The sequence below is a fragment of the Stutzerimonas azotifigens genome, from assembly GCF_013522725.1.
GTDB lineage: Bacteria > Pseudomonadota > Gammaproteobacteria > Pseudomonadales > Pseudomonadaceae > Stutzerimonas > Stutzerimonas azotifigens_A.
In genome coordinates this window covers 84,980-98,498 of the sequence record NZ_JAAMRF010000013.1, presented here as the reverse complement: position 1 = coordinate 98,498, position 13,519 = coordinate 84,980, and the positions used below count along the sequence as shown (strand labels likewise).

Annotated in this window: 14 protein-coding genes; 6 read left to right on the top strand and 8 right to left on the bottom strand. The window is 66.1% G+C overall.

Features of this window, described 5'->3' with window-relative positions:
• Positions 1-101: 101 nt before the first annotated feature.
• Both G7026_RS21370 and G7026_RS21365 read right to left on the bottom strand, forming a co-directional pair.
• Positions 102-1,043 carry a sigma 54-interacting transcriptional regulator gene (locus G7026_RS21370; protein ID WP_181073076.1) on the bottom strand — a complete coding sequence of 314 codons (942 nt, stop codon included), beginning with the start codon at positions 1,041-1,043 and terminating at the stop codon, positions 102-104.
• 33 nt (positions 1,044-1,076) lie between these two features.
• Positions 1,077-1,658, bottom strand: a complete 582-nt coding sequence (locus tag G7026_RS21365; RefSeq protein ID WP_181073075.1) for an alpha/beta hydrolase — start codon at positions 1,656-1,658, stop codon at positions 1,077-1,079.
• On the opposite strand from G7026_RS21365, the gene G7026_RS21360 reads away from it, so the two are divergent.
• From G7026_RS21360 to G7026_RS21335, 6 genes are all read left to right on the top strand, one after another.
• The gene (locus G7026_RS21360; RefSeq protein ID WP_181073074.1) at positions 1,642-1,902 is read left to right on the top strand and encodes a hypothetical protein; all 261 of its coding nucleotides are present in this window, start codon (positions 1,642-1,644) and stop codon (positions 1,900-1,902) included. The two genes, G7026_RS21365 and G7026_RS21360, sit on opposite strands and share 17 nt — an antisense overlap.
• A gap of 18 nt (positions 1,903-1,920) precedes the next feature.
• Positions 1,921-2,100, top strand: coding sequence for a sulfur starvation response protein OscA (oscA, locus tag G7026_RS21355; RefSeq protein ID WP_181073073.1), 180 nt, complete (start codon positions 1,921-1,923; stop codon positions 2,098-2,100).
• A 194-nt stretch (positions 2,101-2,294) separates the two neighbouring features.
• Entirely contained in the window at positions 2,295-3,293 is a 999-nt protein-coding gene (locus G7026_RS21350; protein ID WP_181073072.1) for a sulfate ABC transporter substrate-binding protein, read from the top strand.
• Between the two features lie 102 nt (positions 3,294-3,395).
• A complete protein-coding gene (gene cysT, locus G7026_RS21345; protein WP_181073071.1) occupies positions 3,396-4,214 on the top strand; it encodes a sulfate ABC transporter permease subunit CysT in 819 nt (272 codons plus the stop codon).
• Positions 4,215-4,224: 10 nt separating this feature from the next.
• On the top strand, positions 4,225-5,094 hold the full coding sequence (gene cysW / locus G7026_RS21340; RefSeq protein WP_181073070.1) for a sulfate ABC transporter permease subunit CysW: 870 nt from the start codon (positions 4,225-4,227) through the stop codon (positions 5,092-5,094).
• Positions 5,095-5,097: 3 nt separating this feature from the next.
• The gene (locus tag G7026_RS21335) at positions 5,098-6,069 is read left to right on the top strand and encodes a sulfate/molybdate ABC transporter ATP-binding protein (RefSeq protein WP_181073069.1); all 972 of its coding nucleotides are present in this window, start codon (positions 5,098-5,100) and stop codon (positions 6,067-6,069) included.
• A gap of 115 nt (positions 6,070-6,184) precedes the next feature.
• Here the strand turns inward: G7026_RS21335 and G7026_RS21330 are convergent, their stop codons facing one another.
• The 6 genes from G7026_RS21330 to G7026_RS21305 form a co-directional block, all read right to left on the bottom strand.
• Positions 6,185-7,585: a PepSY-associated TM helix domain-containing protein gene (locus G7026_RS21330; RefSeq protein ID WP_181073068.1), complete on the bottom strand. Its 1,401-nt coding sequence runs from the start codon at positions 7,583-7,585 to the stop codon at positions 6,185-6,187.
• Positions 7,586-7,587: 2 nt separating this feature from the next.
• Complete coding sequence (locus tag G7026_RS21325) at positions 7,588-9,636, bottom strand: TonB-dependent receptor (RefSeq protein ID WP_375138218.1); 2,049 nt, start codon at positions 9,634-9,636, stop codon at positions 7,588-7,590.
• Between the two features lie 137 nt (positions 9,637-9,773).
• Positions 9,774-10,211, bottom strand: coding sequence for a DUF2946 family protein (locus tag G7026_RS21320; protein ID WP_219858538.1), 438 nt, complete (start codon positions 10,209-10,211; stop codon positions 9,774-9,776).
• Between the two features lie 65 nt (positions 10,212-10,276).
• A complete protein-coding gene (locus tag G7026_RS21315; protein ID WP_181073067.1) occupies positions 10,277-11,182 on the bottom strand; it encodes an AraC family transcriptional regulator in 906 nt (301 codons plus the stop codon).
• A 122-nt stretch (positions 11,183-11,304) separates the two neighbouring features.
• Complete coding sequence (locus G7026_RS21310) at positions 11,305-11,664, bottom strand: response regulator (RefSeq protein ID WP_181073066.1); 360 nt, start codon at positions 11,662-11,664, stop codon at positions 11,305-11,307.
• Positions 11,657-13,453, bottom strand: coding sequence for a sensor histidine kinase (locus G7026_RS21305; protein WP_181073065.1), 1,797 nt, complete (start codon positions 13,451-13,453; stop codon positions 11,657-11,659). Before G7026_RS21305 ends, G7026_RS21310 begins: the two co-directional genes overlap by 8 nt.
• Between the last annotated feature and the right edge of the window lie 66 nt (positions 13,454-13,519).

Genomic DNA, 13,519 nt, shown 5'->3' with positions numbered 1-13,519 from the left:
TAGGGTGGATGACGCTCTTTTCATCCATCCGTCGAAACGGTGGATCGGTGAAGCGTGATCCACCCTACGAAGCTGGGTGGATGAATGGTCATTTATCGCCGTTATCGCAAGGCTTCGGTGAGCCGGGCATCGGCCTGCCGCAGCAGTTGGTGCAGGGCGAGCAGTCGCGTCCGGTCCGAGTCGGCCTGCAGCCGCGCCAGCAGCGCCTCGAGTTGGATCAGCGGCTCTGGCAAGTTGAAGTGCTCCGGCAGCAGCGTCTCGTCGCGGCTGACCAGCAGGGCGAAATGGATGACGTTTTCCAGCTCCCGGGTATTTCCCGGCCAGCTGTGGCGCTCCAGTACCTGTTGCGCTGAACCGCCTATCAGCGGCAACGCGAGGCCCAGGCGCTGGGCATGGATGCCGAGGAAATATTCGGCCAGTGGCAGGATGTCGCCCGTGCGCTCGCGCAGTGGCGGCAGGTCGACCTGGGTCCCGCGCAGGTAGCGGTAGAGCCCCTCATCGAACTTGCCGGCCTCGACCGCCAGCGCCAGGTCGATGCTGGTCGCGGCGATCAGCCGTACGTCGACGGGCATCGCGTGGCTCGCGCCGACCCGCCGCGTTTCTCCGGATTCCAGCGCGGCGAGCAGCGACGCCTGCAGTCCGAGCGGCAGGTCGCCGATCTCGTCCAGATACAGGGTTCCGCCATTGGCCGAGCCGAACCAGCCGGCGCGGCTGGCGGCGCTGGCGCGTTGCGTCCCCATCGAATAGCCGAACAGCTCGGCTTCGCCGCGGGTCACGCTGATCGCGCCGCAACTGACCGGCACGAAAAGTCCGCCGCGCTCGCTGCGGCCGTGGACATGGCGAGCGAGCAGTTCCTTGCCGGTTCCGGTATCGCCGACGATCAGCACCGGTAGCGACGTCGTCGCCAGTTGCTCGACGCGATCGCGGAGACACCGCGAACGCGGATCGATGAACACCAGCGCCTTGGCGCGGATGCTCAGCGGGCTGCGTTCGGCATCGGGAAAGGTCAGCAGACGCGGATCGGGAAAGCGGCCTTCAGTCATCCGGGCCTCCTTGGCAATGTCGCAGCCGCGCCCTCAGGCCCGCTTGCGGGACTGCTGCTCGATGAGCGTCTGCAGGCGATAGAGGAACGCGAACCCCTGATCCCAGCGGTGATGCCCGGACTTGACGTTGATGTGCCCGGCGCCGGAAAGAATCGTCACCTCGCTGCCCCAGTCCTGGCCAATCGCATCGGCACGTGCAGGGCTGGCGGCGGAGTCGTTGTCCGACCCCACCAGCACACTGGGGAACGGAAGGGCCGCGCGGGGCAAGGGCGCGAAGTCACGCAGCGCATCGGGGCAGTTGATCCGCTCGACGTCGGCCGGAGCGACCAGCAGCGCACCCCGTACCCGGCGCAGCACTTCGGGCGAGGCGCTGGCCGCCCAATAGGCCACGGTCGCGCAGCCCAGGCTGTGGGCGATCAGCACGACCGGCCCCGGCGTGGTTGCGATGCTACGGGCCAGCTCGCCTACCCAGTCGTCCCGCCAAGGCAGCAGCCAGTCCCGCTGTTCGACGCGGCGGCTGTTGGGCAAGGTGCGCTGCCAGTGGCTCTGCCAGTGTTCGTCCGACGATCCCTGCCAGCCGGGCACGATGAGGTAATGAATGACGTCGCTGGCCATGGCACAGCTCCCTGAGGCGTTCAGTGATCCGCAGACTACCCGCCTCAAATCGATTCACAAAAGAATAAGAATTCATTTGCTTATATCAATAAGAGACATAAAACCGACCCTTGTCGGCACACCATTGCTTATCTCTAAATCGCATATAAATGTTCTCAAACATTATTTTAAAGAATATTTCGGATGCTCTTATGATTCGCCAACCCCGGTTCTTGCCGGCGCCAACGTGCGGGCAGCACCTTGAGGACGCAAGGAGACAACAATGACAACCACGCTTCGTACGCCAGAAGCCGAGGACGATGCAGGCGTCCTGCGAGAGATCCGCAGCGCCCTGCATGACCTGAAGTTCGGCTCGGTGGAAATCACCCTGCACAACGGCCAGGTGGTGCAGATCGAGCGAAAGGAAAAATTCCGCCTGCAGCCGAACGGCAAGCAGGCCTGACCCAACCCCACCCCGACCGGACCACCGGAGGGCGTGACATGAACCTACGCCAGGAAAGCCCAAACATGTACACGCCGACCCAGACCGCCCTTCTGCCGCACCGCTGTCGCTGCCGAATGCGCAGCTGACGCACGCCACGCTTACATCAGATACCACTATGCAACGCGTCCGCACGGATGCGAGAAGGAGCCGTCATGTCCATCGGAAAATCCCTCCTGGCCGTTATCGCCAGCACCCTCATCGCCGGCCAGGCTCTGGCCGCCAGCGAACTGCTCAACGTGTCCTACGACCCGACCCGTGAGCTCTACGTCGATTTCAACGCCGCATTCAACAAGCACTGGCAGGCACAAGGCCACGAGCCGCTGCGCATCCAGCAGTCCCACGGAGGCTCGGGCAAGCAGGCCCGCGCGGTCATCGACGGCTTACGCGCCGATGTGGTGACGCTGGCGCTGGCCGGCGACATCGACGAGCTGCACCGGCTCGGCAAGCTGATCCCCGAGGACTGGCAGACCCGCCTGCCGGATGCGAGCACGCCGTACACCTCGACCATCGTTTTCCTGGTGCGCAAGGGCAACCCCAAGGGCATCAAGGACTGGAACGACCTGGTCCAACCGGGCGTCGAGGTGATCACCCCGAACCCGAAGACCTCCGGCGGAGCGCGCTGGAACTTCCTCGCCGCCTGGGCCTGGGCCAAGCAGGAATACGGCAGCGATGAGAAAGCCAAGGAATACGTCGGCCAGCTCTACAAGCAGGTACCGGTCCTCGATACCGGCGCCCGCGGCTCGACCATCACCTTCGTCAACAACAAGATCGGCGACGTCTTGCTGGCGTGGGAGAACGAGGCCTTCCTGGCATTGAAGGAAGAAGGCGGGGATGCGCTGGAAATCGTCGCACCGTCATTGTCGATTCTCGCCGAGCCGCCCGTTGCGGTGGTCGACAAGAACGTCGAGCGCAAGGGCACCCGTGAGGTGGCAGGGGCTTACCTGAACTACCTCTACAGCGACGAAGGCCAGCGCATCGCCGCCAAGCATTTCTACCGCCCGCGTAACCAGAGCATCGCAGCCGAATTCGCTGATCAATTCCCTGCGCTGAAGCTGGTAACCATCGATGACGACTTCGGCGGCTGGAAGAGCGCACAGCCCACGTTCTTCAACGACGGCGGCGTGTTCGACGAGATCTATCAGGCGCACTGAATCGCCACCCTGCCATAAGCCGCGCGCGGCGGCCGGCAAGCCACGAGCCCACAGCTTGATGCTTGCCGCCTACCGCGTGCGCATGCCGTTCAAGGAGATCGCATGTTTCGTCGTACTTCCCCCGTCATACCCGGCTTCGGGCTGACGCTGGGTTACACCCTGGTGTACCTCAGCCTCCTGGTGCTGATCCCCCTGGGTGCCATGTTTGTCCACGCGGCGCAACTGACCTGGGACCAGTTCTGGACCATCATCACCGCCCCGCGCGTGGTCGCCGCGCTGAAGCTGAGCTTCGGCACCGCCTTCGTCGCCGCGCTGATCAACGGCGTGATCGGCTCGCTGCTGGCCTGGGTGCTGGTGCGCTACCGATTCCCCGGCCGCAAGATCATCGAAGCCATGATCGACCTGCCCTTTGCGCTGCCCACGGCCGTGGCCGGCATCGCCCTGACGGCCCTCTATGCCCCGAACGGGATGATCGGCAAGCTGGCCGCCGAGCTGGGCATCAAGATCGCCTACACCCCGCTCGGCATCACCCTGGCGCTGACCTTCGTCACCCTGCCCTTCGTGGTCCGTACCCTGCAGCCGGTTCTGGCCGACATTCCCCGCGAAGTGGAAGAAGCCGCCGCGTGCCTCGGTGCCAAGCCTCTGCAGATCGCCCGGCACGTGCTGCTGCCCGCGCTGCTGCCGGCCTGGCTGACGGGCTTCTCGCTGGCCTTTGCGCGCGGCGTCGGCGAATACGGTTCGGTGATTTTCATCGCCGGCAACATGCCGATGAAGACCGAGATCCTGCCGCTGCTGATCATGGTCAAGCTCGATCAGTACGACTACCACGGCGCCACCGCCATCGGTGTGCTGATGCTGCTGGTGTCCTTCGTTCTGCTGCTGGCGATCAACCTGCTGCAGCGCCGCATTTCCCATGGCTGAGGATCGCCTGATGACCACCACGACCCTGACCGCCCCGCTGACCGCCAAGGCACGGCAAGGCAATCCGCTGGCGCGGCGCCTGCTGATCGTCGCTGCCTGGCTGACCTTCGCTCTGTTCCTGCTGCTGCCGCTCCTGGTGGTACTGGGCGAAGCGCTCAAGCAGGGCCTGGGCACCTTCTTCGGTGCGATATTCGAAGCCGATGCCCTCTCCGCACTGAAGCTCACCCTGCTGGCGGTCGGCATATCGGTGCCGCTCAACCTGGTGTTCGGCGTGGCCGCAGCCTGGTGCGTGAGCAAGTACGAATTCACCGGCAAGAGCCTGCTGGTGACGCTGATCGACCTGCCCTTCTCGGTCTCGCCGGTGATCGCCGGCCTGATCTACGTGCTGCTGTTCGGCGCGCAAGGCTTCTTCGGCGAATGGCTGGGTGATCGCGACATTCAGATCATCTTCGCCTTGCCGGGGATCGTCCTGGCCACGGTGTTCGTCACCGTGCCCTTCGTCGCCCGCGAGCTGATTCCGCTGATGCAGGAACAGGGCACCCAGGAAGAAGAAGCGGCGCGCCTGCTCGGCGCCAACGGCTGGCAGATGTTCTGGCACGTGACCCTGCCCAACATCCGCTGGGGCCTGATCTACGGCGTGGTGCTCTGCACCGCTCGGGCGATGGGCGAGTTCGGTGCGGTGTCGGTCGTGTCCGGGCACATTCGCGGCTACACCAACACCCTGCCGCTGCATGTCGAAATTCTCTACAACGAATACAACCACGTCGCCGCCTTCAGCGTGGCCAGCCTGCTGTTGCTGCTGGCGCTGCTGATCCTGCTGCTCAAGCAGTGGAGCGAGTCGCGTCTTCAACGCCTCAAAGCCGCCGCCGGGGAGGAATGAGTCATGTCCATCGAAGTGAGCAACGTCAGCAAGCAGTTCAACCAGTTCAAGGCGTTGAACGAGATCAACCTGAATATCGCCAGCGGCGAGCTCGTCGCCCTGCTCGGCCCGTCCGGCTGCGGCAAGACGACCCTGCTGCGCATCATCGCCGGGCTCGAAACACCGGATAGCGGACGCATCGTGTTCCACGGCGAGGATGTTTCCGGACGCGACGTGCGCGACCGCAACGTCGGCTTCGTGTTTCAGCACTACGCGCTGTTCCGCCACATGACGGTGTTCGACAACGTTGCCTTCGGCCTGCGGATGAAGCCTCGCCGCGAGCGCCCGAACGAGACGGTGATCAAGCAGAAGGTTCATGACCTGCTGGGTCTGGTACAACTCGACTGGCTCGCCGATCGCTACCCGGACCAGCTTTCCGGCGGCCAGCGCCAGCGCATCGCCCTGGCCCGCGCCCTGGCCGTGGAACCCAAGGTACTGCTGCTCGACGAACCCTTCGGCGCGCTGGACGCCAAGGTGCGCAAGGAGCTGCGCCGCTGGCTGGCACGCCTGCATGAAGAGGTGCACCTGACGTCGGTGTTCGTGACCCACGACCAGGAAGAGGCGATGGAAGTGGCCGATCGCATCGTGGTGATGAACAAGGGCGTGATCGAACAGATCGGCTCGCCGGCCGAGGTCTACAGCCAGCCGGCCAGCGATTTCGTCTATCACTTCCTGGGCGATGCCAACCAGCTGCAGATCGGCGATCGCCAGGTCCTGTTCCGCCCCCACGAAATCGCCCTGTCACGCCAGGCCGAGGCCGACTACCGCGCGGCGCACGTCCATGCCATCCGGCCACTGGGCGCCGTCACGCGCATCACCCTGAAGGTCGATGGACACGACCAGGACATCGAAGCGCAGGTCGCTCAGGACCACGCCAGCCTGGTCGGCCTGACCCGCGGCGAGACGCTCTACTTCCGACCGCAACCTGGCCTGTGACCGGACGAGGTGCCTGCGATGTGCCCTCCACTGGGTGTTCCCTCTTGCCAAAGCAGCAGGCCGGCTTTCAAGGCGTTAAAGCTCGCGGTCTTGACCGCGAGCTTTTTCGGCTCGGTCAGACGCGCTCCGGCGCGCTTGCGCGCGATGCGGCGTGGAGCAGTGCGTCGAGCGCCAGGAACAGCAGCAGGCTCGCCCCCAGCACCGGCAACGCCAGCCCCAGCAACAGCGCGCCGACAGCGATACCCAGCTGAGCCGGCAGCGACAGCCGGCGCAGGGTCTGCCAAGGGCCTGCGGCCGTCGCGGCGCGAACCGGCCGGCGCTGCCACCACATCAGGTAACCCCAGATCACCATCGCCACCAGCCCGCCGGCGAACAGCACCAGCAGCAGCTGGTTGGGCAGGCCGAACAGCGCTCCCATATGGGCGTCGATACCCCAGCGGGTGAGCTTGGCGGCCAGTGGATAGTCGGCGAAGCGCGCCTGGTCGACCACGGCGAGCGTCTGGGGCTCGATGGCCACGGCGTCCACCCGGGTCGGCCAGCTGCGGTCGATTTCGGTCACGGTCCAGGCCTTGCTCGGATCGGCGCTCGGCACGATCTCCACCTTGCCTGCCTCGATCCCTGCCGCGCGAGCGGTGGCGAGAACGGTATCGAAACGCGCCGGATCGAGCGCCGAACCTGCCGGCGTATCCATAGCGCCATGATGATGGTGCGCATGTTCGTCGTGGGGCACCGGTGTCGCTTCGGCGGCCGGGGCCAGCGCCGTGCTCACCGACGGTGTCGACCAGCCGTAATGGGCACGCAGCACGCCGATATTGCCGCCGGCCCACTTGGACCAGGTCAGTCCCGTGGCCGAGAAGAACAGCAGCCCGATCAGCAAACCCAGGCCGATGCGCGCATGCCAGCGACGCATCGGAGTGTTCAACCGGCGACGGCGGACCACCCAGATCGCAAGGCCACCCAAGGCCGCCACCCATAACCAGGACGCCGCCAGTTCGCTGTAGAGGCGCCCCACCTCGCCCAGGTGAAGCTCCCGGTGCAGCAGGTCGAGCCAGGTACGCAGCGGCAGCACGCCGCTGGTGCCGTACACCGGCAGGTCGCCGCGCACTTCGGCGGTCGCCGGGTCGATGAAGATCGCCCGGTGCCCGACGCCTTCGAACCTGAACATCACCCGGGTGGTGGTGCCCGGCATCGGCGCCGGGCGCACGGCGCCGAGCTGGGCGCCAGGGCCGACCACCTCACGCGCCGCCTCGATCTGCCTTGCCAGCGGCAGGGCCGGGCCGCTGCTGTCGACATAGAGCTCCGTCGCGTACAGGCGGTCTTCCAGCTGGGGCGTCAAGGCATAGAGGATGCCGCTGAGCGCGGCCACCAGCAGGAAGGGCCCGACGAACAGGCCGATGTAGAAATGCAGGCGCAGCAGCAATAACGCCAGGGGAGATGTGGCTTGCGCAGCCCGGCCAGTGGAGGTCGCCGATGCGCCTTGGGCGGCCGGCGTGGAGGTCATGCGTCGTTCGGTCATGGTCAAAACTCCACCGTCACGCCGGCATAAAGCGAGCGGCGCTCGCCCGGCGCGTGCAACGACTGCGCGCCGTCATGCCAGACGTATTCGTAGTAGCGGTCGGCGACGTTCTTGAGCTGCAGATCGAGTTCGATCCGGTCGCTCAGGCGATAGGTCGCGCCCAGGTTGACCAGGGTGAAACCGCCGTAGCGGCCCTGGTTGTTCTCGCGTTCCAGGTAGTAGTCGCTCTGCCCGTTCAACCAGCCGCTGAGCTGCAGGCGCGGCGTGGCATCCCAGGTCGCGCCGGCCGAGTAGAGGTGCGCCGGAACGTGGTCGATCTGCTTGCCGCGGCTCGCCGGCAGGCTGGGGTCGGGCGTCTCGATCCGCGAGAACTGCCGCGAATAGGCGAGCCAGAAGCTGGCGTCCTCGCGCGCATGCAGGTTGAGCTGAAGGTCGTAGCCACGGCGGCGGGTCTTGCCGAGGTTTTCAGAATCTCCGCTGGGGTCGTTCAGCCGCCGCCGGACCTCGTCGGAGGCAACCTGCTCCCAGTACGCGATGCGCCCGTCCAGCCAGTCGGTGGGCTGGAACTTGATACCGGTCTCCCAACCGTCGTTGATCGACGGCGACAGATCGGCAGTGCGCGGCGGCACCTTGTAGGCCGAGGCGCCGGTACCGACCTGGAAGGTGCGCCCCCAGTTGGCGTAGAGGCTGGCGACACGCCAGGGCGCATAGACCAGGCTGATCTTGGGCTGGCGAATCAGCCCGTAGTCGTTGACCTCATAGTCGTTGCCCGTGAGGCCGTCTCGCAATTCGCCCTCGATGTGATCGACGCGGTAGGCCGGGATGATCTTCAGCGCCGGCAGCGGCTCGATCACCGCCTGGGCGTAGGCGCCGTAGACATCGAAGTCGAACCGCTGGTCGCGGGTCTGGCTCTGCTTGACCTGGGAGACGGTGAGGTAGCGCTTGCTGCTGTTGCGCTGGCGCTCGACGTCCAGCCCGCCTTCCAGCGTCAGCCAGTCCAGGCCCGGACGGTAGGTCAGCGAGGTCAGTGCGCCGTAGCTGGTCTCGTCGGTGGTGCGCTGCTGCTGCGACTGCGCCAGGGAGAAGCGCACCCAGCGATCGTCGTCGTAGCGGTTGAGGTAAGCCTTGGCCGACAGGTCCAGCGCGGCCGACAGCGCCGCGTCCAGGTGCAGGGAGAGCTGGCTCATGCTGCGCTCGCCCTCGTCGCTCGCCGACAGTGAGTAGGAGCGGCGCGGATGGTGGCGCGCATCGTCGCGCGATAGGTAGCCCGCCTCCTCGGCCTGGGCCTCGTAGTGGCGGGCGATCAGGCCGATGCGGTAGTCGCCCTGGTCGGGCGTGAAGAACCACTTGCCCGAGAGCACGTAGCGATCGCTGTCGGCATGGTCGCGGTAGCCGTCGCTCTGCTGGTAGCCGACGAAGTAGTTCTGCGACCAGTTGCTGCCCTCGACGCCCTTGGCCAGCTGACCTTCACGCAGCCCATAGCTGCCGTAGCGCAAACGGGCGCGGCCGTAGTCGCCGCCGCTGCGGGTCACCAGGTTGGCGTTACCGGCGATGTTGTGCAGGCCGTAGCGCGCGTCGTTGGTGCCGCGCACCACCTCGATGCGTTCGATCTCCAGCGGAAACACCATGTCCAGGTAGGGCATGTTGCCGTCGTTGCTGTTGCTGGGAATGCCGTCGATCAGCAGCTTGACGGCGTTGATCTCTCCCTCGCCGTTGAAGCCGCGCATGGACAACTTGCCGGACGTAGTGCCCTGGCCGAAGGGCGTGAGCATCACGCCGGGCGCGCGGTTGAACAGCTCCCAACTGTAGGTGACCGGCTGCTTTTCGAGGATGTCGGCGGCCAGCACATCCACCGAACTGAGCACACGGGTGCTGGGCAAAGGACCTGAGGCGGTCGCGCTGACGGTGACGGTCCCGAGGGTCAGGGTCGAGTCGGCGGCTTCGCGGGTCTCGGCGCGAGCCTGCCAGCAGAACAGGCTCATGGAGGCCAGCACATAAGGCATGGCGAGGGGAGCGCGTGCGGCGCGCCCCTGAAGGGTCGTAACGGGCATGGCTATCCCTTGAGGTCGGCATCTATGTGCGTCCGATGCCGGCGCACGCTGGCGCAGCCACGGCAAAAAGGGCTGCGGGCGAAGCGGAATCGGACGACGGAAAGGCGCCGGCTCGCAAGGAGCCAGCGCAGCGGTGCCTACACGAGAGGGGAAGCGCGGGGATTGAGACTCGGCCACAGGTAGCGTGGCGAAAGCGCCGCTGGCGGCGGTTGGGGCAAGGTGGCCAGGCGGGCGACGATGCGCTGCTGGAAGTGCAGCGGCGCGGCGGGCAGCGCGGCGAGCGACGCCGACATCGCGCCACAGCAGCACTGCTGCATCATCAGGTGGTGGTTGGAGCCCGGATCATGGGGCGCCGAGCCGGAGTCGGCGTGGTGCCCGGCATGATCGCCATGGTCCCCATGGGCATGGTGCGCGTCGTGATGCGCCGGGGCCTGTTGCGCCATCAGGCAGTGTCCGCCCCAGCCCATCATCTGCTTGGTATGCGCGGACATGCCGCCGGAGGCCGCCATCGTCAGCATATGGGAGAGCACTGCGAAGCAGGCTATCCAGGCATAGGCGCGACGTCGTTGGCGCATGGGCGGGCATCCGGTGGAGGAGCCCGAAGTATACGAAGGCGCGGCCGCCCTCGACCACCCTCCCGTCAGGCCGCGCTCGGGTCCCGTTCCTGCACGGCCCGCAGCCGAGCCACATCACGCGCCGGCGGCACGCCGAACAGCCGGCCGTATTCACGGGTGAATTGCGACGGACTTTCGTAGCCGACCTCATAGGCCGCGCTGGCCGCATCCATCGCCCGACTGACCATCAGCCGCCGAGCCTCCTGAAGGCGCAGCTGCTTCTGGTACTGCAGCGGGCTCATCGCGGTGACCGACTTGAAGTGATGATGCAGCGTCGAGGCGCTCATGCGCGCTTCGGCCGCCACCGCCTCGATGCTGAACGGCTTGTTGTAGTGCCGCTTGATCCAGCCGATGGCGCGGTTGATCTGTTGCAGGCGGGCCTCGCAGCGCGCCATGCTCCTGACCGCCCCGCCCTGCTCCCCCGTCAGCAGCCGGTAGTAGATCTCGCGCTGGGCCAGGGGCGCCAGGTAGGGAATGTCGGCAGGCTTGTCGAGCAGCTGCAACAGGCGCACCGAGGCCGACAGCAGCTCCTCATTGATGGTGCTGACACAAAGCCCTCTCACCGGCTCACCCAGGACAGCGTCACGGCTCTCGAGCTCCAGCACCATCTCGGTCAGCAGGGCAATGTCCAGATTCAGCCGCATCCCGAGGTAGGGCCGCTCAGGCGTCGCGTCGATGACCTGCCCGCTGATGGGCAAGTCCACCGAGGCGGCTAGAAAACTGGATGAGTCATACTCGTAGATCAGGTCACCGAGCATAACCCGTTTGCGGCCCTGGGCGATCAGGCAAAACGCGGGCTCCTGAAGGCTGAACATCGCGTCCGAAGGCTGCGAGCAACGGGCCACCCAAAGGTTGGGGATGGCGGTGGAGTGGGAACCGTCTTCAGGTGCGTGACGGGCGATCAGTTCGGCCAGCTTGTGGGTGTCGCTCACGATGGAGTCCTCCTTTCGCACGCCGCCAAGTATGGCTTCGGATCGGCGAACGTACAGCGCCGCCGTCACGCTGTCGGAGGATCAGGCAAGCATCGCGGAGATTTGTACAGGCCGGCGCGCAGTCAGTCGGCCGACAGCACCTTGGCCAGCGCGGCGGCCAGCGTCTCGGGAGTGAAAGGCTTGCTGATCACCGGCCAGTCGATCCACTCGCGCGGGATGCCGTGGGCGCCATAGCCGGTGGAGAAGATGAACGGAATGCCACGCTGAGCCAGGCGTTCGGCCACCGGGAAGACGGTGGAGCCGCCGAGATTGACGTCGAGGATCGCCACGTCGGCCTCGACGCTACCTGCCAGCCCTACCCCTTCCAGTACTGAAGACGCATGGGCGACGACACGGTAACCGAGGTCGTCGAGCACTTCCTCGAGGAGCATGGCGATCAGCGCTTCGTCCTCCACCACCAGGACCTTATTGGTTTCAGACATGCTGCACTCCTCCGGTAAGCGGCAGCTCAAGCGTGCAAGAAAAGCCCTGCGCGTCGTAGCTGGCCGCAAAACTGCCACCTAATTCTTTGACCACACTGGCCTCGATCAGCCGGGTGCCGAAGCCGGGCTTGCCCGGCACGGCGACCGCCGGCCCGTTGTATTCGCGCCACTGCAAGCTGAGCCTGGGCCGCGACGCCTGGTTCGCCAACACCTGCCAGTGGAGCTGGACCTGTCCGCTTTCGCCGCTGAGCGCGCCGTAGGTGGCGGCATTCACCGTCAACTCATGGAACGCCATGGCCAGCGACAGCGCCTCGCGCGGTGCCAGCTCGACCGCAGGACCGGCCAGCTCGACGCGCTCGCACTGGACGTGCAGGTAAGCCTGCAGCACCTTGTCCAGCAGCGAGCGTAGCAGCGCACTTTGCCAGCGCGATTGAGTCAGCAGGTCGTGCCCCTGGCTGAGCGCGATCAGCCGGCGCTCGAACGACGCGTGAAACACCGCCAGGCTATCGGACTTGCGCAACGTCAGCGCGGCGATCGACTGCACCGAGGCCAGGGTGTTCTTGACCCTATGGTTGAGCTCGTCGATCAGCAGCGCCTGGCGCTGCTGCGCCTGCCGATGGGACGAGATGTCCACCAGCATGCTGATCGCGCCAGTCACCCGCCCCTGGTCGTCGAGCAGGGGCATCGGGTGCGCGGCAAAGGGCACCCGGCTACCGTCCGGGCGCTCGAGCAGCGCTTCTTCGCCGAGCTGCGGCGTTCCGGTCCTGAGCGCGACGGCCATGGGGTAGTCGTCCAGTTGCAGCGGCGCGCCGTCGTTGGCAAACAGTTTCACCGAGCCGCACCAGCGGGTCTGCCCGAGCACCGGTTCGGCGCCCCAGAGGCGCACTGCCGCCGCGTTGTAGAAGGTGATCAGGCCTTCGGAATCAGTGGTGTAGACCGCCATGGGCAAGGCTTCGAGCAGCGCATGCCAGTAACGCTCGCTGGCCAGGATGCGCTCGCGGTCGCGGGTCTGCTCGGTGATGTCGCGAGTGACCGCCAGATGCCCGGTGCCGCCATCGGGAAGGCGCAGCGGCACGGCATGGGTCTCCATGTGCCGGCGTACGCCGTCGATGGAAATCAGGTCGAATTCCCAGACGCAGCGCTTCCCCGCGCAGACCTGCAGGTGGTTCTCCTGCCACTGACGGCGGTCTTCCTCGGCGATCAGATTCAGCACCGGCACGCCGGTGACCGAAGCCGCATCGCCCGCACCGATCATCCCGAGCCCCGCCGGATTCATCTGCAACAGGCTGCCGTCGGCGGCCACCACCTTCACGCATTCGGGCGTGGCATCGACGATGGCCTGCAGGTACTGCTGGCTGAGCGCGTGCTCGATCTCGGCGCGCCTTTGCCGGCTGATGTCTTGGAAACTGCAGGTCGCGCCGACCACCTCGCCGGCAACCACCACCGGCTCGGCGTTCATCAGCAGCCAACGTCGCGGCGCGTCCGGCAGCGTCTGGCAGAGTTCGAGATCGCGGATAGGCTGCGCGCGTTGCAGGACATCGATGAGCGCGTCGGCGACCGGCAGCGCTGGCGGTTCGTCGCCCGGCCCCAACTTGAGCTGATCGAAGGCGCGGAAGACGCTTTGGCCGACTACAGGTGCCTCGGCGAAGGCCTCCCGTGCACGCGGGTTGGCGTGCAGCAGATTACCGTCGCGATCGCACAGCCACAGGGGCACCGGCAGCAGGTCGAGCTGCTCGGGCGCGAGCCCGCCCAGCGAAACGCTCTGCGAGCTTGCTGCCAGTGCGGTCACGCGATCATCCGTTACAGGTTTCATCAGAAGGCCGTCACGAGGGATGGCACCAGTGTAATGAAAAAC

Bases quoted from the DNA above. Each gene is read 5' to 3' on its own strand.
- oscA (WP_181073073.1), top strand. From the start codon at position 1,921: ATGACAACCACGCTTCGTACGCCAGAAGCCGAGGACGATGCAGGCGTC.
- G7026_RS21335 (WP_181073069.1), top strand. From the start codon at position 5,098: ATGTCCATCGAAGTGAGCAACGTCAGCAAGCAGTTCAACCAGTTCAAG.
- G7026_RS21350 (WP_181073072.1), top strand. From the start codon at position 2,295: ATGTCCATCGGAAAATCCCTCCTGGCCGTTATCGCCAGCACCCTCATC.
- G7026_RS21365 (WP_181073075.1), bottom strand. From the start codon at position 1,658: ATGGCCAGCGACGTCATTCATTACCTCATCGTGCCCGGCTGGCAGGGA.
- G7026_RS21370 (WP_181073076.1), bottom strand. From the start codon at position 1,043: ATGACTGAAGGCCGCTTTCCCGATCCGCGTCTGCTGACCTTTCCCGAT.
- cysW (WP_181073070.1), top strand. From the start codon at position 4,225: ATGACCACCACGACCCTGACCGCCCCGCTGACCGCCAAGGCACGGCAA.
- G7026_RS21360 (WP_181073074.1), top strand. From the start codon at position 1,642: ATGACGTCGCTGGCCATGGCACAGCTCCCTGAGGCGTTCAGTGATCCG.
- G7026_RS21310 (WP_181073066.1), bottom strand. From the start codon at position 11,664: ATGTCTGAAACCAATAAGGTCCTGGTGGTGGAGGACGAAGCGCTGATC.
- G7026_RS21330 (WP_181073068.1), bottom strand. From the start codon at position 7,585: ATGACCGAACGACGCATGACCTCCACGCCGGCCGCCCAAGGCGCATCG.
- cysT (WP_181073071.1), top strand. From the start codon at position 3,396: ATGTTTCGTCGTACTTCCCCCGTCATACCCGGCTTCGGGCTGACGCTG.
- G7026_RS21325 (WP_375138218.1), bottom strand. From the start codon at position 9,636: ATGCCCGTTACGACCCTTCAGGGGCGCGCCGCACGCGCTCCCCTCGCC.
- G7026_RS21320 (WP_219858538.1), bottom strand. From the start codon at position 10,211: ATGCGCCAACGACGTCGCGCCTATGCCTGGATAGCCTGCTTCGCAGTG.